General features: G+C 47.4%; 20 protein-coding genes. 13 read left to right on the forward strand and 7 right to left on the reverse strand.

Translation table 11 applies throughout. From position 1 onward, the window contains the following. The first annotated feature begins 77 nt into the window (after positions 1-77). Both EST55_RS08580 and EST55_RS08585 read left to right on the forward strand, forming a co-directional pair. The gene (locus EST55_RS08580) at positions 78-1541 is read left to right on the forward strand and encodes a RimK family protein (RefSeq protein ID WP_129497147.1); all 1464 of its coding nucleotides are present in this window, start codon (positions 78-80) and stop codon (positions 1539-1541) included. Between the two features lie 16 nt (positions 1542-1557). Then, the gene (locus EST55_RS08585) at positions 1558-2019 is read left to right on the forward strand and encodes an N-acetyltransferase (protein ID WP_100691487.1); all 462 of its coding nucleotides are present in this window, start codon (positions 1558-1560) and stop codon (positions 2017-2019) included. Here EST55_RS08585 and glpQ read toward each other — a convergent pair. Further along, complete coding sequence (gene glpQ / locus EST55_RS08590; RefSeq protein ID WP_129497148.1) at positions 1994-3013, reverse strand: glycerophosphodiester phosphodiesterase; 1020 nt, start codon at positions 3011-3013, stop codon at positions 1994-1996. The two genes, EST55_RS08585 and glpQ, sit on opposite strands and share 26 nt — an antisense overlap. Further along, entirely contained in the window at positions 3006-4058 is a 1053-nt protein-coding gene (locus EST55_RS08595) for a cysteine synthase A (RefSeq protein WP_129497149.1), read from the reverse strand. Before EST55_RS08595 ends, glpQ begins: the two co-directional genes overlap by 8 nt. 215 nt (positions 4059-4273) lie before the next feature. Here EST55_RS08595 and EST55_RS08600 point away from each other — a divergent pair, with 215 nt between their 5' ends. The 3 genes from EST55_RS08600 (at position 4274) to cfa (ending at position 6999) form a co-directional block, all read left to right on the forward strand. After that, complete coding sequence (locus tag EST55_RS08600; protein ID WP_129497150.1) at positions 4274-4612, forward strand: P-II family nitrogen regulator; 339 nt, start codon at positions 4274-4276, stop codon at positions 4610-4612. Positions 4613-4624: 12 nt separating this feature from the next. Next, a complete protein-coding gene (locus tag EST55_RS08605; protein WP_129497151.1) occupies positions 4625-5812 on the forward strand; it encodes an ammonium transporter in 1188 nt (395 codons plus the stop codon). A 71-nt stretch (positions 5813-5883) separates the two neighbouring features. Then, entirely contained in the window at positions 5884-6999 is a 1116-nt protein-coding gene (gene cfa / locus EST55_RS08610; RefSeq protein ID WP_129497152.1) for a cyclopropane fatty acyl phospholipid synthase, read from the forward strand. Here the strand turns inward: cfa and EST55_RS08615 are convergent. Next, a complete protein-coding gene (locus tag EST55_RS08615; RefSeq protein ID WP_129497153.1) occupies positions 6996-8069 on the reverse strand; it encodes an AI-2E family transporter in 1074 nt (357 codons plus the stop codon). The two genes, cfa and EST55_RS08615, sit on opposite strands and share 4 nt — an antisense overlap. Before the next feature lie 171 nt (positions 8070-8240). Here EST55_RS08615 and EST55_RS08620 point away from each other — a divergent pair, with 171 nt between their 5' ends. After that, positions 8241-9857, forward strand: a complete 1617-nt coding sequence (locus EST55_RS08620; RefSeq protein WP_164976535.1) for an EAL domain-containing protein — start codon at positions 8241-8243, stop codon at positions 9855-9857. Here the strand turns inward: EST55_RS08620 and EST55_RS08625 are convergent. Further along, complete coding sequence (locus tag EST55_RS08625) at positions 9850-10428, reverse strand: gamma-glutamylcyclotransferase (RefSeq protein ID WP_129497155.1); 579 nt, start codon at positions 10426-10428, stop codon at positions 9850-9852. The two genes, EST55_RS08620 and EST55_RS08625, sit on opposite strands and share 8 nt — an antisense overlap. 10 nt (positions 10429-10438) lie before the next feature. Next, on the reverse strand, positions 10439-12325 hold the full coding sequence (locus EST55_RS08630) for a hypothetical protein (RefSeq protein WP_129497156.1): 1887 nt from the start codon (positions 12323-12325) through the stop codon (positions 10439-10441). Between the two features lie 166 nt (positions 12326-12491). On the opposite strand from EST55_RS08630, the gene EST55_RS08635 reads away from it, so the two are divergent. Together EST55_RS08635 and EST55_RS08640 are read left to right on the forward strand one after the other, a co-directional pair. Continuing rightward, a complete protein-coding gene (locus EST55_RS08635; RefSeq protein WP_129497157.1) occupies positions 12492-13364 on the forward strand; it encodes an MBL fold metallo-hydrolase in 873 nt (290 codons plus the stop codon). Between the two features lie 21 nt (positions 13365-13385). Continuing rightward, positions 13386-13880, forward strand: a complete 495-nt coding sequence (locus EST55_RS08640; RefSeq protein ID WP_129497158.1) for an Mpo1-like protein — start codon at positions 13386-13388, stop codon at positions 13878-13880. A gap of 52 nt (positions 13881-13932) precedes the next feature. Here EST55_RS08640 and EST55_RS08645 read toward each other — a convergent pair whose 3' ends face one another. After that, positions 13933-14145 carry a hypothetical protein gene (locus tag EST55_RS08645; protein WP_129497159.1) on the reverse strand — a complete coding sequence of 71 codons (213 nt, stop codon included), beginning with the start codon at positions 14143-14145 and terminating at the stop codon, positions 13933-13935. Positions 14146-14322: 177 nt separating this feature from the next. Between EST55_RS08645 and EST55_RS08650 the strand changes: the two genes are divergently transcribed. From EST55_RS08650 to EST55_RS08670, 5 genes are all read left to right on the forward strand, one after another. Further along, entirely contained in the window at positions 14323-15147 is an 825-nt protein-coding gene (locus tag EST55_RS08650; RefSeq protein WP_129497160.1) for an alpha/beta hydrolase, read from the forward strand. Continuing rightward, positions 15144-16385 (forward strand): kynureninase, encoded by a 1242-nt coding sequence (kynU, locus tag EST55_RS08655; protein ID WP_129497161.1) that lies wholly within the window; start codon positions 15144-15146, stop codon positions 16383-16385. Before EST55_RS08650 ends, kynU begins: the two co-directional genes overlap by 4 nt. A 20-nt stretch (positions 16386-16405) precedes the next feature. Further along, positions 16406-17257 carry a glutathione-dependent disulfide-bond oxidoreductase gene (gene yghU / locus EST55_RS08660; RefSeq protein WP_129497162.1) on the forward strand — a complete coding sequence of 284 codons (852 nt, stop codon included), beginning with the start codon at positions 16406-16408 and terminating at the stop codon, positions 17255-17257. Positions 17258-17271: 14 nt separating this feature from the next. Then, complete coding sequence (locus EST55_RS08665) at positions 17272-17817, forward strand: DUF3750 domain-containing protein (protein WP_129497163.1); 546 nt, start codon at positions 17272-17274, stop codon at positions 17815-17817. A 64-nt stretch (positions 17818-17881) separates the two neighbouring features. Beyond that, positions 17882-20074: an OsmC domain/YcaO domain-containing protein gene (locus EST55_RS08670; RefSeq protein ID WP_129497164.1), complete on the forward strand. Its 2193-nt coding sequence runs from the start codon at positions 17882-17884 to the stop codon at positions 20072-20074. Here EST55_RS08670 and EST55_RS08675 read toward each other — a convergent pair. Next, complete coding sequence (locus EST55_RS08675; protein WP_129497165.1) at positions 20064-21239, reverse strand: APC family permease; 1176 nt, start codon at positions 21237-21239, stop codon at positions 20064-20066. The two genes, EST55_RS08670 and EST55_RS08675, sit on opposite strands and share 11 nt — an antisense overlap. Between the last annotated feature and the right edge of the window lie 140 nt (positions 21240-21379).

Consider the following 21379-nt stretch of genomic DNA (forward strand, 5'->3'; position numbering starts at 1 on the left):
ATCTTTCTAATATAGTGTCAGTTGCTTTTAATAAGCAAATAAACTCGTGGGTTTTACACTTTTTATATCAGGATATCATGCAAACTCAGGCTCACGTCATTATTGACGACATGGTCGATTGGCAACCATATTACCCTAGCCAAAGCTTACTTAGCGCAAGTGAGTACTTGCAAACGACTCACTCTAATTCGCGTCAAAGTATTTTAAACCTTTGTAACGACCTGTCTTACTTGTCGACTGGCTACTATGTCAGTTTGCTGGCAGAAGCCCGTGGTCAAAAGGTCATTCCGTCGGTGGCTACCATTAACGATGTGAATAACTTTTCACATTATCAATTACTCATTAATGCCACTGACCGATCACTGCTGCGTTACCTGCAACAGTCTGACAAGCAGTCTTTGTCACTGCTTATTTGCTTTGGTATGTGTGAAGAAAAAGCATTGCGGAATTTTGCTCGGCAAATTTTCGAGCGCTATCCGTGCCCCATCTTGCGAATCCAGCTTGAGTTTAATGGCCGTTGGTACATTTCAGCCTTGCAGGCCGGAGCGTTGAACGAGCTCAATGACGAAGAACAAAGCTTCTTTGGCAATGCGTTAGACCAGTTCAGTAAACGTGTTTGGCGTAAAGCGCGTTCACGCAAAGAGCTGCGTTTTGACTTGGCAATATTGCATAATCCGGAAGAGGCTATTCCCACTTCCGACAAGCGCGCTCTGAGTCAATTCATTAAGGCGGCGAAAGAAGCCGATATCGATGCTGAATTAATTACCGCAGACGATTTTAACCGCTTGCTGGAATTTGACGCCTTGTTTATACGTGAAACGACGCGGATTAACCATTACACCTACCACTTCGCCAAAAAGGCGGAAGCCAATGGCATGGTGGTCATTGACCATCCGGGTGACATTGTTCAGTGTGCGAATAAAGTGTTTCTGAAAGAGTTGCTAGACAAACACAACGTCGCCACACCAAAAACCAAGCTGTTGCTCAGTCAGTCAGCCATTGATTACAAAGCGATTGGTGACAATCTCGGTTACCCCGTCGTGCTCAAAATTCCTGACGGGTCATTTTCAGTGGGTGTTGAAAAAGCAGAGAACCTGGAGCAATTGCAGTCTATCACTGAAGGCTTATTCGAACAGTCCACTATTTTGCTGGCACAAGAGTTTATTAAAACAGAATACGACTGGCGTATTGGCGTGCTGAATAATCGGCCTATCTATGCCTGTCAGTACTTTATGGCACGAAATCACTGGCAAATATACAACCATAAAGAGTCCTCTTCTCGCGCGAAAAGCGGCTCTTTTACAACGCTTGGCGTCCACCAGGCGCCTAAAGACGTGGTTCGTCTGGCATTGCAGGCGACCAGACTTATTGGTGACGGTCTATACGGTGTCGATATTAAACAAACCGAGCGCGGCCCCGTGGTAATAGAGATTAACGATAACCCGTCCATTGAATACGGCGTGGAAGATCTGCACCTGGGGTATGAGCTTTATCGTCTCATTATGGCGGACTTTAACCGCAGGCTAGACGAGCGTAAGTAAGATCAGGTAACCCACAGTGAATGTATACGTTGAGTTGGCTAAGCCTTCAGACCTCGATGAATTAGTTCGCTTGGAGCGCGCGACTTTTGACTACAGCTGCATCAGTCGCCGCAGCTTTAAGCATTTAATTGACTCAGCAACGGCTCACTGTTGGGTGGTGCGGGATGGTGAAAAACTGCTCGGGTATGCATTAGTACTTACGCGTAAGAATAGCCCGGTTTGGCGGCTTTACTCCATTGCTGTTGCACCCAACGCACGAGGCAAAGGCATTGGTCAAAAGCTCATGAATGAGTTGATTGCGTGCGCACGAAAAACCAAAGCGAAAGCCGTTTCACTGGAGGTCAAGTCTGACAATAAGGCCGCTATTGCCTGGTATCAGGATTGCGGCTTTGAAACGGTTGATGTGCTTGCGAGCTATTACGACGATGGCTCCGATGGCTTAAAAATGCGTTTTACTTTTGATCCGGGAAGTCCGTAAAAACGCCTTCTGCACCCGCCGTTTTTAGCCATTGACGTAATTGTGAGTGAGACTCGACCCCCTCAGGTAAGTCGTCCGCGCGCAACGTATACACGTGCACGTCCAGGCCTTTATTATCCGCAGTATCTAACACCGGCGACCACTTTGGCTGTCCCTCGTTAACGCCTTCCAGCACATGATTCAACCAAAGACCAATCCCTTCGGCATAAGATTTCACCGCTTCCAGACCGGCACTGGTGCGCATCGAGCTATAATCGACATCACTCATGCCCCATTCGTTATCGCCAATAAGCTGTATGAGCGGTTGCTCCCAGTTATATTCTCGTTTCAAACGGCGTAGCACTTCCGGATCAAACGATTGCAAAAAGATGGGCGTTGCCATGGTGTCGTGATAACCGTTTTGTGCCAATACTGACATAACAGCGGCTGTTGAGTCGTACCCTTGTTGTAGATACCAGCGTGGCGATTTTATTTCAACATAGACGCCGGTACTCTTGCCGCGTGTACGGTTCAGTTCATGAATGAGTTTCAATTGCTCGTCTAACGTTTGAACCGGAAAGCGAACATCGTTATTAGAGAAGCGGTTCGGGTAAACCAGTTCATAGTCTTTATGACGAGGCGTTATTGACAGCTGCTTTAATTCTCCAAGCGAAAAATCCACCACATAATAATGTCCGTCCGGTCGGTGTTTCTCCGGAAAAACTTGAGAGACATCAGTAATATAATCAAGCACTTCGTCATGCAAAACCACAGGAACACTGTCCCTGGTCAATTGTATGTCTTGTTCGATGTAATCTGCACCCATTGCATGAGCCATCACGGTACTGGCTTGCGAATGCTCAGGCACATATCCTGAGGCCCCCCGGTGCGCTATGTCTAGAAACTGTGGAACTTTAAGGTTCGATAATGAGCCTTCTTGCGGTATTTCCTCTGCCTTTAACGGCAATATCACGACACTGAACAGTGCTGCCGCTAGAGCGATATTTTTAGTCATTGTTCCAACTCACATCTAACACCTTATCGCCCAGCGAGCGGTAACGCTCAAACAGTGTTTCTATTGCTTCAGGTTCCGGGTTTAATTCCCGACCACGCAAGTATTCAGGGTTATAAAGCTTACTGGCCGATCGCTCTCCTAAGTCACAAGCGAAGGTGACAATGCGCTGCCCCGCTCCTTTTCTAAGCGCCGCCGCCAGAGCAGCCGCCACGTTCAATGCAGAGCTGCTGCCGAGCACAATACCGTCTTTGTCCCGCACATAGCGGGAAATAGTCACTAAGTCCTGATCCGGTAAGTTAACCGCATGATCTATTTGGGCCTGCTTAAAGTTTTCGACCAAACGCATAATGCCAATACCTTCGGTCATCGACCCACCGTGCGACACATACTCGCCGGTTTTCAAAAACTCATAAATGCCCGAGCCGTCAGGGTCTGCCAGCCACACGTCAATGTTTGAGTCCTGCTCTTTGAAAAACTTAGAGTTACCGCCAATAGTACCGCCCGTACCTGCCACCGACACAAAAACGTCGATATTACCGTTCATTTGTTCCCAAATTTCGGGCGCGGTGTGCAGGTAATGCGCCCGTGCGTTACTGGTATTTTCAAACTGATTCGCCCACCAGCAATCATCGCGCTCTTCTGCTAACCGGCGCGCCGTATGGTAAAAGTGGTTTTCATTTTTAAACGGCACTGGGTCAACCGCCATAAGCTCACCGCCATGCAAACGTATCATTCGCTCTTTTTCCGGCGTCTGGTCATTCGGCATCACTGCCAGCATGTTTAAGCCGTATGCTTTGGCAACCACTGCCAGGCCAATGCCTGTATTTCCCGCAGTGCCCTCAACCACCGTCATACCGGGCTTGAGTTCGCCTCGCTCCATGGCATCTTCGATAAGTTGCTTAGCCGCGCGATCCTTAATCGAACCGCCCGGGTTTTGAAACTCGCATTTCACGAATATATCGCAACCGGTCAAGTCCGATAACGACGGAATACGCAACAAATCGGTCTGTCCAATTAAGTCACTCTGACGTTCACCTACCAGCATGGCTAAACCCTGTAATCATTCAATAGTGTTGGTAAATAGTATCTCTTCTGAGCGCACTGCATCAACAGAACTTTTTGGTGCAGTGCACTGGCATAGTGCACATTCCCGGTCGGAAACGATCATAAAAATAAAATTATTTAATATTATCAATAACTTAACTTTTGGCATGGTTCGTGAATAGGAGGTAACAACATTTATTTAACAAGGTAAAGCTCATGAAAATGATCATTGCACTCATTAAGCCTTATAAACTAGACGACGTTAAAGAGTCCCTATTCGAAATAGGATGCCGAGGGCTGACCGTGTCTGAAGTCAGAGGCGTCGGTCGCCAGAAGGGGCATACCGAACTTTACCGCGGTGCCGAATACACTGTTGATTTCCTGCCTAAAATTCGTATCGAAATTGCGGTCACCGAAGCCCAGCTCGATCGTGCATTAGAAGTTATTCAAGCCGCCGCCCAAACCGGAACTATTGGTGACGGCAAAATTTTTGTCACACCGCTGGAGCAATGTATACGCATCCGAACGGGTGAAACTGACGAACACGCTTTATAAGAGGAACCTATTATGGATTATCAGCAGCAACTGGCTCAGCTTCCCTTTGTTTTAGATACCTTCTTTTTGCTCATCTCCGGCGCCTTGGTTATGTGGATGGCAGCAGGCTTTTCAATGCTCGAAGCCGGCCTGGTAAGAGCTAAAAACACGACAGAAATACTCACCAAAAACATCACCTTGTATGCATTAGCCTGCCTTAGTTACCTATTTATTGGTTACTCGGTCATGTACCCGGATGCAGCGCCTACTACCCATTCAGCCGATGCCGGCTTCTTTTTTCAAATGGTGTTTGTTGCCACCGCAATGTCTATTGTTTCAGGCGTTGTAGCAGAGCGTATGAAACTCAATAGCTTCTTAATTTTTTGTATTGCATTAAGCGCCCTAATATACCCTGTACAAGGTGCCTGGAGTTGGGGTGGCGGTTTCTTGGCAGAGCTTGGCTTTGTCGACTTTGCCGGCTCAAGCATTGTTCATTTAACCGGAGCATCTGCCGCTTTTGCTGCGGTTCTGCTGCTTGGCCCGAGACTTGGCAAATACTCTCGAAGCGGCGCGGTCATGGCTATTCCCGGCGCGAATATGCCATTAGCGACATTAGGTACGTTGATTCTATGGTTCGGCTGGTTCGGCTTTAATGGCGGTTCACAGTTAGCGTTAAGTTCGGTCAATGACGCCAACGCCATTGCATCTGCTTTCGTCAACACCAACATATCCGCTGCCGGGGGAACGGTTGCCGCTTATGCTTTTACCAAAGTGTTTTTTAAAAAAGCTGACCTGACCATGATTTTAAACGGCACACTGGCAGGGTTGGTCGCTATTACGGCGCAACCAGTAACACCGCCGAGTTGGTTAGCGGCAACTATTGGTCTCGTCGCCGGTATTATCGTTGTTCTGTCAATTATCGTCTTAGATAAACTGCACATCGATGATCCCGTTGGAGCGATATCCGTTCACGGCGTTATCGGTATATTCGGTACGCTTGTGGTGCCGCTGAGTGATTCAAGCGCAGCATTCCTGACACAGTTTATCGGTCTATCGATCATTCTCGCCTGGGGTTTTCTGACCAGTCTCCTGGTTTGGGGCTTACTGAAAGTGACTCTAGGTATAAGAGTAACGAAAGAAGAGGAATATTCAGGGCTCGACAAAGTTGACTGCGGTGTAGAGGCTTATCCGGAGTTTATTCGTTCCCCCGAGGGACAATGAGTAGTCATTGTCAGGGTTATAGCTTCCTGTTAAGTTAATGCGACATTTCTGTAAAGAATGGACCAAATGTTATGGCAACGTCCAAAGCGTATGTTGAGGAATTATTAGCCAAGGCCGATATTCGCATTAACGGAAACCGGGCCTGGGATATGCAAGTTCATGACGAGTCTGTTTTTGATGAGGCTTTGTCTCGTGGGAACCTGGGACTCGGCGAGTCTTACATGGCTCGCCTGTGGGACGCCGAGTCTCTTGATCAGTTCTTTTTTAAACTACTGCGTTCCGGCATTCAGGACGAAGTAAACCCGGCTCGCCTTATTTTTCACTCACTAAAAAGTCGTTTGTTTAATTTGCAGGACAAATCACGCGCATGGAAAGTGGGTCAGCATCACTATGACATGGGCAACGATCTGTATCAGGCAATGCTTGATGAGAATATGGTCTACACCTGCGGTTACTGGGAAAAAGCCGACAATGTCGACGATGCCCAACGTGACAAGCTAGAGCTTTGCTGTCAAAAGCTTGGGCTTAAGCCCGGCATGACGGTGCTAGACATAGGCTGTGGTTGGGGCAGCTTTATGAAGTACGCCGCCGAAAATTACGGCGTAAAATGCGTTGGTGTCACTATATCCAAAGAGCAAGTCGCACTGGGCGAGAAACGCTGTGAAGGACTACCTGTCGAGTTCCGTTTACAGGACTATCGTGACTTAAACGAGCAATTTGACCGGGTGATTAGCCTGGGTATGTTTGAACACGTTGGTCAGAAAAACTACGACGACTATATGGACGTTGCTCTGCGCTGCACCAAACCGGACGGCCTTTTCCTACTACATACCATTGGTAAAAATGTCAGCGATACCGCCGCCGACCCATGGATTAGCAAGTACATATTCCCTAACGGAGAAATTCCCTCGATTTCTCAAATTGGTCAGGCGTTGGAGCAGAAGTTTGTCTGCGAAGACTTTCATAACTTTGGTGCTTATTACGACAAAACCCTTATGGCCTGGTTTGAGAACTTCGATGCCGCCTGGCCTCAACTGAAAGCACAGTTTGACGACGAGTTTTATCGTATGTGGAAGTACTATCTGCTTTCCTGTGCGGGCGCTTTTCGCGCCCGCGACATTCAGCTTTGGCAGTGGGTACTGTCGCCAAACGGGCAACTCGACGGATACTTAAGACCGCAGCTTTAACGCTGCGGCTCGTCGTCCTCATAAACATCCGAGGTATTAAACTCAGTCATAAACAGCTGCCAGAACACCAGGAATAGCGCAGCAATAAGTGGTCCCAGCACAAAGCCGGTGATACCGAACAGCGCAATGCCGCCCAGCGTTGAGAACAGTACCAAATAGTCGGGTAACTTAGTGTCACGACCAACCAACAGAGGGCGCAGTACGTTGTCCGCCAACCCAATAACAATTGCACCGTACGCCACCAAAATAGCGCCCGCAATCCAGCTTCCGGTTGCAAACAAGTAAACCGACACCGGCAACCAAACCAAACTCGCGCCTACCGCCGGTATTAATGACAAGAACGCCATCACTACGCCCCATAAAATAGGGCCGGGAATACCAAGCAGCCAGAATATCAGCCCACCTAATGCGCCCTGAACCATAGCGACAACAATATTGCCTTTTACGGTGGCTCGGGTGACCTCCGCGAACTTTTGAAATAGCTTGCGCTCACGTTCGTCACCCAGTGGCAATGCCTTCATCAAGACATGCAGCAACTGCTTACCGTCGCGAAGCAAAAAGAAGGTCAAATACAGCATTAGTGCGACGCTCATAATAAAAGCGAAGGTGTTTTGCCCAATGCTAAGTGCTTGCTCCGCCAACATTCGGCTTGCCGTCACAGCAAATGATGACAGGCGCTCTCTAACGTCGGCTGGCGTAATATCAAACTGAGCCAGTAAGTCATTAATAAAAGGAAATGCGGTTCTAATTTCTTCGAAAAACTCACCCGGGTTGACCTTGCCTGAGTCAAGCTTTTGATAAAAGCTTAGCCCTTCCTGAACAAACGAATAAGCAATGCCTAAAACCGGCAACACAACAATGAACAAGGCGACCATTAATGTGCTTAACGCCGCCCGGTTCGGCTTGTCGCCAAACACACTTTTGAGCTTTTCCTGTAACGGGAAAAAAATAACAGCAACCGCGCAGGCCCAAAAGATGGCGCCCCAAAACGGCTGCAACACTAGCGCGAACGCAACACTTACCAATGCCAGCGCTAGCACAAATGAGCGTCTTTCCAGTGACTCTCTCACGATACCCTCCATCGGGACTAAAGTAGCTCTACTTGACAGTAGATAACATTAAACACACTCTAATGCGAGATAATAACCTATTAACATAACACGATATTATAAGTAGGAATAATGGTAACCTTTTCAAAAATAAGCCGATTTTTTCAGAAGGTGTTGATTAGGGCATTGCGAATGCAAACGGAAAGCGTTTTTATCGTGAGCTTCGTTTTACTGGTTTTAAGCGCTGCGATAGTTCGGTTGGTTATCAGCTCTGGTGGGTTACCTAGTATTTATAGTTCACTCATTTATATTCCGCTGGCTATCGTCGGTTTATTATTCGGTTTTAGAGTGGGGCTGTTGTTTGGGGCCATTGTCGCGATAGTCATGGGGCCTTTTGCTCTATCCTATCCATTCATCAGCGATAACTTAGTGTCAACTGGGTGGTTTTTTTTGCTGATGAGTTGCACCTTTGTTCCGGTTATCACCGGTTTGGTCTCAAGCACATTAAAAACCACTCTCCGCCGAGAACAACACGCTAAGTTCCGCCATCAAGAAACGGGACTGCCGAATATCAAAGCATTGCTAGGATATTTTAAAAGCTTGTCTAAAAACCCCCGTTTAAGTGATGAATCCCTGTTTGATATTATTGACATTCGCCTAAAAAACTTCGACGACATTCAACAAAAAATAGGCACCGAGAAAGCTCACAGGCTGGTCAAGTTGATGGCCAAGCAATTGAGTGAATTGTTAGGTAATCAGGTTCACTTTGGACAAGCTTCCGACAATGAACTTATCGGCGTGCAGCATGCTGCAGAAAAAGAAAACCACGACGTTCAGGATAACCTGAAAGAGTATCTGCAAAAAGAGGTTCAGGCGGAAGATGGAACCTCCTACCAACTCGACCCCAGTGCCAGTATCCTAAGAGTTAATAAGCGACAGTTAACAGAAAGCTCTCAAGAAGTGCTCAACCGATCACGCGAACGCGCCTATCGGGTTAAAGACAGCGACGATATTCTGTCATTTTTTGATGAGAGCAAACCAGCAAAGCAGCAGTCAAGCTTTTCAAAACAATTCAGTGACGCTCTCATCAATAACGAAATGTCATTGCTTTATCAGCCACGACTAAGCACGGTCACCGGACATTTTGAGTCGTTAGAAGTTTCCAGCCGATGGCTTCATCCGACCAGAGGCGACATTGTATTTAGCGAGTTTTCTTCAATGATTAAAGAAAACCAGCTAACGAAAGAGTATTTAATGTGGATGATTGAGTCTTGTTTTAAGGACTTAAGTCAATTTGCTCAGCAGCAACGCCAACCTAAGGTATCTATCGATATTTCTCTGGGCGAATATGTGGAACCTAATGTTTTATACGCACTGGCAAATAAAATACAAACGACGGATTACCCACCCACTCGTATTTGTATAGAAGTTCTGGATTCAGCATTGATGAACCTTACCCCTAAAACGCGAACTTATTTAGAAAAGCTGCATAATATTGGCTGTAATATTATCGCGGACCATTTTGGCGAGGGATTCTCCACCATTCAATCGCTCTTTAAACTGCCGGTGGATGCCATAAAACTATCCGACGAATTGATACACTCAGCCGGATCAAACAGCGACGCTAAACGCCAGCTCGCTTCTATTGTCAAAATAGCTCATGCTAAAGGCCTTCGAACCATTGCGACGGGCGTCAACAGTAAAGAAAAACTATTGCTACTCAAACATATTGGTTGTGAAGAACTGCAAGGCTCTGTTTTGACACCCCCAGTTCTCAAAGAAGCTCTTCCGTGGGAGCGAATTAAATAATATCCTGCGGCTTTTGATGGCAAAGTTGTTGATAAATATCAGCTACGTGCGGGTCATGAACGCCTAGCTGTTCCAAAGCCAGTTGCAGTTTCACTAAGTACTCACTGTTTGGTCCACTGGGTCCTGAGGCGCTACCTATATGCTTAGCCAACTCTTCACTGCTGGCGGGGCCTAAGAATGCCTGATTGTCTTCCGTCGCAATATAGACAAGCCCTTCATGCTGGCTGCCGTCTCTAAACGTCATGGGTGTGGTAAAGCGTAAATAGCCGTTTTTCTCGCGGTGATCTAAGTGCTCAAACACATCCGGCGTTACTTTGTAGGCCATCCCTGTACATTTCTCTCCCGGAGTCTCAATTAAAGTCAACACGCGCCCCGGTGCTTCCGGCGTACCTCGATGATCATGAGAACCCTGCCAAAAGCGTCGTGACCAGCCTTCAATATAAGCCGGCGCACGCTCTAAGTATGGAAAGTCGACTTTGTAAATCAACGACCCATAGCCGAAAAGCCAAACCTCACTGTGGCCACTTAAGTCCTGACGTTTTTTGTTTTCGGCTATGGTATTTTGCGACATACTTCTCCCGTTACGGCTTGTCGTTATTTAAGTCTTCTTCCTGCCGGAGGTAACCGGCGGCTTCCTCATCAGACGTTTGCTGCTTCTCATCTAAACGTTCTTGAGAGCCCGGAATCGCACGAGTCTGCTCATTAAGCTGATGAATTTGCGAGGCATTACCCAAATCACGCTTGCTGGTCAGCGACGCTATTGACTCTCTGTCTTTCAAAAAGTCTATCACATCGTTTCGTATACTCTCGAGCTCCGCATCGGCTCTGTGCATTTCCAGAATATGCCGCGGGTGCTCCAGATTTCTCATACCGGTAGCAGCAAAGGTCGTCGTTACTAATCTGGAAACAATAACCCAAGGGGTAATACTGCTTCTAACCAGCGTATTTTCAGAGCGTGTGCTGTCGTGAATACCGGTTCCGGTTGATATTTTAGACTCGGTGAATGTACCTTCACATTTAAAATAAATAAGTAACGACTCAAACTGGATCTCGGCGAAGAATAAATGTGCTACATTCGCCAGCAAGTGGGCAAACGCCTTCAACAAATAACCAATTAAAAAGACATGAATGGCGCCAACCGCCACAGTCGAAAATGCTAAAAGCTCAGCAGATGTATTCACTTGGTAGTCAATGCCTCGCAAGAAGGCAGCAACTTCTGCCACTTCATAAGCCAAGAGAAAGGTTGCAATAATACCGCCAACAAACAGCAAATTGCCCAGCAACAGACTTATAAAACGGAACTGACCAAACGATCCACCCAATTCCATGTCTTTCACTTTTGGCTGTATTTCCTGGATCATCTCACCATTAAATGCACCCTTACCGTCTACTTGCTCTTGCAAGCTAGGGTTTAACTCACGATATACGCGGTTAGGCACTTCTTTGTAACGGCGATTCGCCATGACCAGATTGTCGAGATTGATAAATATTTCTTTCGGATGCACTGACTCCTGCCAGTTTTCACGAAGCTCTGATACTTCTGATACCGGGTTGGCTTTTGCAAGGCGCTTTTTAAGTAGCAAAATTGAAATAGCAGTAGATATTAATGCACCCAATGCGATGCCTGTTAGATAAAGCCCCGCATGAAACGAAGGCAACGCAGAAAACCAAGCTTCCACTTCTGAGGCTGTCACGTTTTCAGAAGACATCCACCAGGAAAATACGAGCCCCACAATAACCGGCAGTAACAGTGAGAAAACAACCGTTTTCGCTAAAGCTCCTGCGCCCATTGAGTCAATGGACTGCTCTGCATTTCGGGAAATGGATGTTCCCGCTTTGCGCCATACTTGAATTAAATAAAGCGTCAGCAATACGGTATAAACAGGAAAGGCGAGCTCCCCAGCCTCTCCGGCGAAACCTGCCAAAGATACAAACGCAGCAAAACCGAACGCTATCATGGCGATAAGAGTACGAACCCAGGCGCCAAGCAAACGCTGCGCCATATTACGCACGGGGTATGGCATAAATAGAAGCTTAGGAAAAACCGTATGGGCAATGCGCGCCAACAGTCCTTTCGGCTCTACAAAGGTCGCATTTTTACGACCCATAAGCATTTCTTCCAAGCCCCGATCGGTATAGCCAACATAAGGCATTTCTTCTTGTGAGGTACTACGCTCCGACTTACTAAAGTTTCGAGCCAGCGATGTTGGATGGTTACGGCCCACAAAATAACGAAGCATGGCCATAATGCCGCCACTGATGACTTTTATACCAGCTATAAGCAGCAGTACACCGAATATAGCCAGAACCCAACCGGTAAGCGCGTCTTCTTTGACTGAGCCCGCCGCCGAGACCAGCAAAAATACAGCCGCGACTAGCTGTATACCGCCACGCAAGGTGGTGACAAGTCCCTCTGTTTTAAACGGGTTTTTAAGCCCTAAGTCTATGGAGCCGTAATCAAAAGCCACTTAAATTCCCCTATTTAATTATGAAATAAAAATAACAGCTAAAGGTTAACTATTAGTTAACTTTTGAGCAATAAAAATTAACGGCTTAGCACTTCACACCGAGCACTAAGTCAGTTATAAACAAGGCAAAGCTATCGCTTACTTTTCTCAGACAAAAGGTTGTTTTATGTCACAGCAAGCTCCGCTCGTTCAGCATTTCTTCGATGAGCCAACAAACACCTACAGTTACGTCGTGCAAGACCCTGACTCTAAGCACTGCGCTATTATCGATTCTGTGTTGGACTTTGACTACGCGGCAGGACGCACTAAAACGGAATCTGCTGAAGCGATCCTTGCGTTTGTGAAAGAAAAGCAGCTTACCGTCGAGTGGATTTTAGAAACTCACGTTCATGCCGACCATTTGTCAGCAGCACCTTATTTACAACAGAAAACAGGCACCAAGCTGGGCATTGGAGAGCACATTAAAACAGTCCAGGAAACCTTCGGTAAGGCCTTTAATTCAGGGACAGAGTTTGCGCGAGACGGCAGTCAATTTGACCGCCTATTTGCTGACGGTGACACCTTTTCTATTGGTCACCTTGAAGCCCACGTGTTACATACTCCAGGCCATACACCGGCCTGCCTGACCTATGTCATTGGCGATGCCGCTTTTGTCGGCGATACGCTATTTATGCCGGACTACGGTACGGCCCGTTGCGACTTCCCTGGTGGCGATGCCAGAACTTTGTATCACTCAATTCAAAAGATATTTTCACTTGCAGACGACACCCGGATATTTTTGTGCCATGACTATAAAGCCCCGAACCGTGAACACTATGCTTTTGAAACCACTGTGGGTGAAGAAAAACGCAACAACGTGCACGTCGGCGGCAACACGACTGAAGACGAGTTTGTGAAAATGCGCACTGAGCGCGACAAGACGCTAGATATGCCTCGACTGATTTTACCTTCGGTACAAGTCAACATGCGCGCAGGCAACATGCCGCCCGCTGAAGGTAACGGTCAGACGTATCTTAAAATCCCTTTGAATCTTTTTTAATCACCCTATGGCACAACACTTATGAAAACCATCGTCGAGCATTTGGCACAATACGCCGCCTATCACCGCAACCGTAAGAATGTGGCAACGCATTTAATTGGCATTCCAATGATTGTTGTGGGTATTTTAACCTTGCTTTCGCGCCCGGTGCTGCCCATGGAGTTTTTGATTATTACACCGGCCAGCATCGCTGTTTTTCTGTCGATCATTTTTTATATCCGGCTGGATATTCCATTCGGTCTGCTGATGACCGTGTTGCTTTGGTTTGCACTATCTGCCGGCCGCTATTTTGCTGCCATGCCAACAGAACTCTGGCTTAGCTGGGCCATTGGCTTATTTGTTGTGGGTTGGGTGTTTCAGTTCATTGGCCATTACTTCGAGGGGCGCAAACCTGCTTTTGTTGACGATATAATGGGTTTAGCCGTCGGTCCCTTGTTTGTTGTAACCGAGGTTGTGTTTATGCTGGGTTTGCGGAAAGGCTTGAAAGCCGACATTGAGCGTAGACTGGAACAATAAAACCGCCAAGGCTGGCTTTAGTTAAAGTCAGCCTTATGTATTCATTCAGAACTTACTTTTCCTCGCCTTCGGAGCTTTTCTCTTTTCTCGGTGGGTTTATCCAATACACTGTAACGTGATTACGACCCATTCGGGCTTGGTGTTCCACTTTACTCATATACTCACTATCAACTTTATAGCGTGACTGACTCATATTTTCAGGTTGACTGCTGCAACCAGTGAGAAAAAGAGCTGCAACACCGAGACCAACAAATCCAATACGCATAATAACCTCCAGAACAGTCTGAACCGCTCATTACTCAGTATAGAATTTGCTCAACTTTTTACCTCAACTAAATATCTTTAATAATCAATCAACTATTTTGTTGCCCTTAATTTTCTATGCTTGTATGGTTCCCTGAACACCTGAAATCTTACACAACGACAGTACTGGTACACCCAAATGAAACGACTCATTTTCACCGCTTGTTTAATTATGGCTTTAACCTTCAGCGTCTGCGCAGATCCGTTAAGGCAAGTCACGTTTAATGACGTACTTGAGCTGCCTTCTGATCCCCCAACTCAAACCTATCAGTACGGTTCACAACCGTCGCAGTTTTATCAGTACTGGCCAGCGAAAAACAACACAATGAAAGCCGCCAATGTCATTTTCATTCACGGCGGCTGTTGGCTTAAAGACTACGGCATTAGACACAGTTATCCGTTAAGCACCGCCCTGACGAAAGAAGGTTTCAACCTTTGGTCCGTCGAGTACCGTCGCTTAGGTGAAAAGAATGCAGAGTGGCCTGCCAGTCTCAACGATGTATCAAACGCCATTGAGAAGATACTTCGCCAGACCAACAGCAAGCCAACGGTGGTGATGGGTCATTCCGCAGGCGGGCATTTGGCGCTGCTGGCAACATCAAATGAGCGTCAATATGCTGAGCAAGTTGATGCCGTTCTGGGTTTAGCCGCAATAACGGATATGCAGGCCTACATAGCTGAGGACGGGAGTTGTAACCAAGCTGCTAAGGCGCTTTTAGGGACAGCCAAAAGTGATTTCAACTTGGCTCAAGCCGACCCGAAGCAACAGACATTGCATCACAACACCTGGCTGCTGCAAGGCTCTGCCGATAATATAGTTCCCATGAGCCAGGCGGACGTATTCAGCGTAGATAATGTAAACACCATGATAGTCGATGATGCCGGTCACTTCGACATGATTCACCCACAAACAAAGGCCTGGGAAGCCATCGTTCAGCGACTGAAAGAAGAGTTGAAACAATGAATTTAACTGATGTAGAACGACTTGATAACAACGATCCATTGGCACAATATCGTGATGAGTTTGATATTCCCGACAACACCATATACTTAGACGGGAACTCACTCGGCGCCCTGCCAAAACGAGTAAAACAAAGAGTCAGAGAAGTGACAGAACAACAATGGGGAAACGATTTAATTAGCAGCTGGAACCAACACGACTGGGTCAATTTACCACAGCAAGTTGGCGAGAAAATTGCGCCCATTATCGGGGCGGCAGAAGGTCAGGTGATATGCTGCGACTCCATTTCTGTCAACTTATTCAAGCTGTTAAGTGCTGCGCTTAGCTGTAACGGCACAACCCGCCGCAATAAAGTCATTTCAAGCCATGACAACTTCCCGACAGACTTGTACATAGCGCAAGGTTTACAAGGGCTTTTAGGTGAAGCTCGCTGCCAGTTCGTCGACGTTCAGGAAAATCAGCTCTTGAACAGTATTGACGACTCGACCGCTGTCATTATGGTCACCGAAGTGAACTTTCGCAGTGGTAAACGGCTGGACATTAAGTCGTTAACCGAAAGGGCTCATCAGCATGGTGCTCTTATTATTGTTGACCTGGCACACAGCGCCGGTGCTATGCCTGTTCAGCTGGATGACTGGCAAGTGGATATGGCCGTTGGCTGTACTTATAAATACCTCAATGGTGGGCCAGGCGCCCCGGCTTTCGTGTACGTCAATAAAACGCTGCAAGGCAAGCTACAACAACCCATCTCGGGCTGGTTTGGTCATCAAAAGCCATTTGATTTTGACCCACAGTATCAACCTGACAGTGGCATTAAACAGTTTCTCGCTGGTACGCCATCAATTATTTCAATGTCCGCAATCGACGCTGCATTAGAGCTATTTGATAATCTAGATTTGCAAACCCTGCGTAAAAAGTCAGTAGTATTAACGACCTTGTTCGACGACTTAATCAATCAATACGGTTTAAGTGACCAGCTACAACGGCTTTCTCCGGCGTCAGCTGAAGAGCGAGGCAGCCAATTGAGTTACTCGTTCGATTTTGCTTACGAGCTTTGTCAGGCGTTAATAGACAGATGCGTTATTGCGGACTACCGAGCTCCGCACTTTATTCGCTTTGGCTTTGCCCCACTTTATAACAGCTATAAAGATGTGTGGAGTGCGGTTGAGCAAATACGTGACGTGCTTCATTCTGGAGCCTATAAAGATAACCGCTATGCACAGCGCCAAGCGGTCACTTAAGCGACTATTCTGGAGGTAGTATGGGAAACACAGCATCAGAAAACGGCTATCAGCCACCTAAAGTGTGGAAGTGGGATCAGGAAAGTGGCGGGAAATTTGCCAATATTAATCGCCCGGAAGCCGGTGCGACCCACGACAAAGAGTTACCCGTCGGTGAGCATCCGCATCAATTGTATTCGCTGGCAACGCCGAACGGACAAAAAGTCACTATCCTATTTGAAGAGCTGTTGGAAAAAGGCATAAGCGCCGCCGAATACGACGCCTATATTATTGATATTACTGAGGGCGAACAGTTCAGCAGTGGTTTTGTAGAGATCAATCCAAATTCTAAAATTCCGGCACTGCTCGACAACTCCACAACGCCAGCAACCCGCGTATTTGAGTCAGGCTCAATACTGCTCTATTTAGCGGAAAAGTTTGGAGAGTTTTTACCCAACGAGCCTGCCAAGCGTACCGAGTGCCTAAACTGGCTCTTCTGGCAGATGGGCAGTGCACCTATGTTAGGTGGTGGTTTTGGTCATTTTTATGCCTATGCACCGGAAAAACTGGAGTACCCCATCAATCGCTACACAATGGAAGTAAAACGTCAGCTTGATGTGCTCGACAAGCAACTGGCTGACAACGACTATATTGCCGGCAACGATTACACCATTGCAGATATGGCGATTTTCCCATGGTATGGGGCGTTAGTGTTAAACGAGGTTTACGAGGCCGCCGAATTTTTACAAGCGCATGAGTACGAAAACGTGGTGGCCTGGGCGAAGCGCATCAACGAGCGTCCGGCTGTAAAACGTGGTCGTCGTGTGAACAAAGTTTGGGGCGAAGAAAGCGAACAATTACGCGAGCGCCACAGCGCCAGCGACTTAGAGTAGAGGTTACATTCAGGATGCGTTTTCTAACACAGTTTCTATTGGTCGTTTCGGTTGTGCTGGTCGCTGGCTGCTCGTCGGGCGACTGGCGGGATGCGTCGCGTGAGCCAGCAGGCATTGCACCCAACCCAGCGGTAGAGCAAGAGGCCGTTATTGAGGCGTATGCCGCCGATGCCTTCGGTTGGCGAGGTTGGTTTGCGGTACACACCTGGTTAGCGGTGAAGCCGGCCGGCGCAGCTGAATATACCGTGTATGAAGTGGTCGGCTGGGGTGTCGAACATGGTCGCCCTGCTCTGCGGGTTTATCAAACCAAAACCCCTGACCGTTACTGGTACGGCGCTAAGCCTGAAAAGCTGTTATCGGTTAAGGGTCCGCAAGCCGCCGAAATAATCCCACGCATTAAAGAGCTATCGAGTGCTTATCCCTGGGCGAACCAATACAAAGTTTTGCCTGGTCCCAACAGCAACACCTTTCCGGCTTGGATAGGCTTGCAGATACCAGAATTAGGGCTGGAGCTTCCCTTTAGTGCTTATGGCAGTGGCTACGCCGATAATGATCAATGACTGAAAGTGTGGGATAATCCCGCACTTTCTCAGCTCTTCTATTTACAAGCGAAAGTCCCTCTCTATGGAAATCAATGTTCGTTTTCTCGAAAACATGCGCCTTGAGGCGAAGTTTGATGACTTCACCGTCATTTCTGACCAACCCATTCGTTATAAAGGTGATGGTTCAGCGCCCGGTCCGTTTGACTATTTCTTAGCGTCGTCGGTCATGTGTGCGGCGCATTTTATTCGTCTTTATTGCGATGCGCGCGATATTCCAACCGAGAACATTCGCATTTCCCAGAACAATGTTGTCGACCCTGAAAACCGCTATCAACAGCTGTTTAAAATTCAGGTTGAGCTGCCGGCGGACATCGACGAGAAAGATCGCAAAGGCATTATTCGTGCCGCTGAACGCTGCGCGGTTAAGCGAGTGATAGAGAACGAACTGGCATTTGACGTTGAAGCTGTGGACAGCATCACGCAGGACGCTCAGGCACTTCTCACCATTGACCCCAGCGGTGACGAAAAAACCTACATTGAAGGTAAAGATTTACCGTTAGAAGACACCATTCATAACATGACCAAGCTGCTGGCTGACTTGGGCATGAAAATAGAAGTGGCGTCCTGGCGCAACATTGTGCCAAACGTTTGGTCACTGCATATTCGTGACGCCGCGTCGCACATGTGCTTCACCAACGGCAAAGGCGCCAGCAAAGAAAGTGCATTATGCTCTGCGCTGGGAGAATTTATTGAGCGATTAAGCTGTAACTTCTTTTACAACGACCAGTATTTTGGCGAAGAGATTGCTAACGCGGACTTTGTTCATTACCCACAAGAAAAGTGGTTTAAGCCGGGTCCCAACGACGAGCTGCCGGCCGAGATACTCGATGAGCGTACGCGCGAGTTTTATGACCCTGAGGGAGAACTGCGCGGCTCTCACTTAATTGACACCAATTCAGGACGTGTCGATCGAGGCATTGTGTCACTGCCGTTTGTGCGTCATTCCGATGGCGAAACGGTTTATTTTCCGTCAAACCTTATTGAAAACCTGTACTTAAGTAACGGTATGAGCGCCGGCAATACATTGGCCGAAGCCAAAGTGCAGTGCTTGTCAGAAATTTTTGAACGGGCTGTTAAGAAACAAATTATTGAAGACGAAATTACTCTGCCCGACGTGCCGCAAGACGTCCTGAATAAATACCCTGATATTGTTGCTGGTATAAATGCCCTCGAAGAGCAAGGCTACCCGGTATTAGTAAAAGACGCTTCACTTGGCGGACAATTCCCGGTTATGTGTGTGACGCTGATGAACCCACGTACCGGCGGTGTCTTTGCGTCTTTTGGTGCACATCCAAGTTTTGAAGTCGCGTTAGAGCGCAGCTTAACGGAGCTATTACAAGGGCGCAGTTTCGAAGGACTGAACGACTTACCACCACCAACCTTTAACTCGATGGCGGTGTCCGAGCCAAACAACTACGTTGAGCATTTTATTGACTCATCGGGTGTCGTATCCTGGCGCTTTTTTAGTGCAAAATCAGACATTGAATTTGTCGAGTGGAACTTTGCAGCTCCGACCAACGAAGAGGAAGCCAACCTATTGTTTGGCATTCTGAACGAACTCGACAAAGAAGCCTACATAATGGTGCACGAAGACTTAGGGGCGCCAGTGTGCCGGATTTTGGTGCCCGATTATTCTGAAGTGTACCCGGTTGAAGATCTCGTCTGGGACAACACCAACATCGCGTTGCAGTACCGTGAGGACATTCTGAAGCTACATCGCCTGTCAGACGAGCAACTGGAAGATCTCGTCGAGCGCTTAGAAGACAGCCAACTCGACAACTACATGGACATTATTACCCTTATTGGTATTGAGTTTGATGAAAATACCGAGTGGGGGCAGCTCACTATTTTAGAGCTTAAATTGCTCATTTATTTAGCATTGCAACGTCATGAAGACGCGCAAGAATACGTTGAAATGTTCCTGCAGTATAATGACAACACACCAGAGCGGGTGCTGTTCTATCGGGCGGTGGAAGCCGTGCTGGAAATCACCCTCGACGACGAATTAGAGCTGGGCGATTACCGCTATAATTTAGGGCGTATGTACGGTGAAGACGTCATTGAGGCAGTAATAGGTTCTGTACAAGGCACCACACGCTTTTACGGTCTGACACCAACCAATATGCAACTGGAAGGCATCGACCGTCACCTGAAATTGCTGGACAGTTATAAAAAGCTACATAGTGCTCGGGCTGAAAGAGCGGCTAAGCAATAGCCGCTAACCCGACCAGCCCAAAACAGCTTATTAGTCCGAACACCGACACAAATTTAGGAATAAAACGCTGCTCTTTCTTGACTTTCAGAGCCGCTATGTTCGTGATGCCATAGTAAATAAGTACGGTGAACGCACTTAATGTCCAGGCTGATTCGATGCCTCCGAGCGCGGCGATAATGCCCATAATAAGAAAGGTTACCCAGGTTGCTGCAGGTGCCGATTTATTGGTTTTATCAAGGCCACCTAAAAAGCGAGGCAAGTCGCCGCGGCGCCCCATAGCTAAAATAACACGCGAGACACCAAGTAATAAGTTTAAAACTACGCCGCCCATAGCTAGTATTCCGCCGACAATGACCACCCACTGCCACGGAGAGTCACTGATTAGGTTAGCGATATTGAAGTGGCTCTCTTCAAATGTATTAAGGCCCCCTACATGCAGAATAGCCAAACCAACAGCAATGTATAACGCACTAACCACCGCTAACGTCAAGACCACCGCCCTGGGAATATTGCGTCTGGGGTCGGTTATTTCTTCCCCCATTGTGGCTATGCGTCCGTAGCCGGTAAATGCAACGAACATTAAAGCCGCCGCGTGGAAAAGCGACAAATGGCTGGTTGAAGCAAACTCGTTCGTTGTTTCAGGTAATGCTGAGTCACTTCCTAAAGCGACGCCAATAAATACAATTAAGCCAATAATACTGACGGTAACCAAGAGCATATTCAGCCAGTTGGTTCTGCGCACTCCGGACAATACGAATACCGTAAAGAGCAACAAAAGACCCAGAGCAACCGCTTTGACTACTGTCTCAGACACATCAAAACAGGCACTGATATACCACGCCACCGCCAACGCAGCGGTCGCCGCCGAAGCGCTTTTCGCCACAATGAAGAGTCCACCGGCAATAATACCACTGGCTGGGTTCAAAAATTGATAGCCATACTCATACGTACCACCGCTGACAGGGTGTGCTGCTGCCAGCTGTGCAGAAGACAACCCATTAAACAACGCGGTTAATGCCGCTAATATAATGACCCAAACCAGCATGTCACCGGCTATGGTCGCACTTAGACCAACACTGACGTAAGCGCCAGTTCCCAGAATAGAGCCCAGACCAATGATTAATGCACCACCTAAACCTGTCTCTCTAACCAATTGGTTTGCCATGTTCACACCTAGTTAAGGTTCATTCATTTGGGATTGTTACATTTTAGACGGGTTTTCATTGCAGTTTAATGACACGAAGGAAGTGACCAAAACAAATTGCAAATACGAACCATTATCATTAATATGTTTTCTAACTTAAA

It is taken from the genome of Idiomarina sp. 29L (assembly GCF_004123135.1).
In the GTDB taxonomy this organism is placed as follows: domain Bacteria; phylum Pseudomonadota; class Gammaproteobacteria; order Enterobacterales; family Alteromonadaceae; genus Idiomarina.

Bases quoted from the DNA above. Each gene is read 5' to 3' on its own strand.
- EST55_RS08580 (WP_129497147.1), top strand. From the start codon at position 78: ATGCAAACTCAGGCTCACGTCATTATTGACGACATGGTCGATTGGCAA.
- glpQ (WP_129497148.1), bottom strand. From the start codon at position 3,013: ATGACTAAAAATATCGCTCTAGCGGCAGCACTGTTCAGTGTCGTGATA.
- EST55_RS08595 (WP_129497149.1), bottom strand. From the start codon at position 4,058: ATGCTGGTAGGTGAACGTCAGAGTGACTTAATTGGACAGACCGATTTG.
- EST55_RS08600 (WP_129497150.1), top strand. From the start codon at position 4,274: ATGAAAATGATCATTGCACTCATTAAGCCTTATAAACTAGACGACGTT.
- EST55_RS08605 (WP_129497151.1), top strand. From the start codon at position 4,625: ATGGATTATCAGCAGCAACTGGCTCAGCTTCCCTTTGTTTTAGATACC.
- cfa (WP_129497152.1), top strand. From the start codon at position 5,884: ATGGCAACGTCCAAAGCGTATGTTGAGGAATTATTAGCCAAGGCCGAT.
- EST55_RS08620 (WP_164976535.1), top strand. From the start codon at position 8,241: ATGCAAACGGAAAGCGTTTTTATCGTGAGCTTCGTTTTACTGGTTTTA.
- EST55_RS08625 (WP_129497155.1), bottom strand. From the start codon at position 10,428: ATGTCGCAAAATACCATAGCCGAAAACAAAAAACGTCAGGACTTAAGT.
- EST55_RS08635 (WP_129497157.1), top strand. From the start codon at position 12,492: ATGTCACAGCAAGCTCCGCTCGTTCAGCATTTCTTCGATGAGCCAACA.
- EST55_RS08640 (WP_129497158.1), top strand. From the start codon at position 13,386: ATGAAAACCATCGTCGAGCATTTGGCACAATACGCCGCCTATCACCGC.
- EST55_RS08645 (WP_129497159.1), bottom strand. From the start codon at position 14,145: ATGCGTATTGGATTTGTTGGTCTCGGTGTTGCAGCTCTTTTTCTCACT.
- EST55_RS08650 (WP_129497160.1), top strand. From the start codon at position 14,323: ATGAAACGACTCATTTTCACCGCTTGTTTAATTATGGCTTTAACCTTC.
- kynU (WP_129497161.1), top strand. From the start codon at position 15,144: ATGAATTTAACTGATGTAGAACGACTTGATAACAACGATCCATTGGCA.
- yghU (WP_129497162.1), top strand. From the start codon at position 16,406: ATGGGAAACACAGCATCAGAAAACGGCTATCAGCCACCTAAAGTGTGG.
- EST55_RS08665 (WP_129497163.1), top strand. From the start codon at position 17,272: ATGCGTTTTCTAACACAGTTTCTATTGGTCGTTTCGGTTGTGCTGGTC.
- EST55_RS08670 (WP_129497164.1), top strand. From the start codon at position 17,882: ATGGAAATCAATGTTCGTTTTCTCGAAAACATGCGCCTTGAGGCGAAG.
- EST55_RS08675 (WP_129497165.1), bottom strand. From the start codon at position 21,239: ATGGCAAACCAATTGGTTAGAGAGACAGGTTTAGGTGGTGCATTAATC.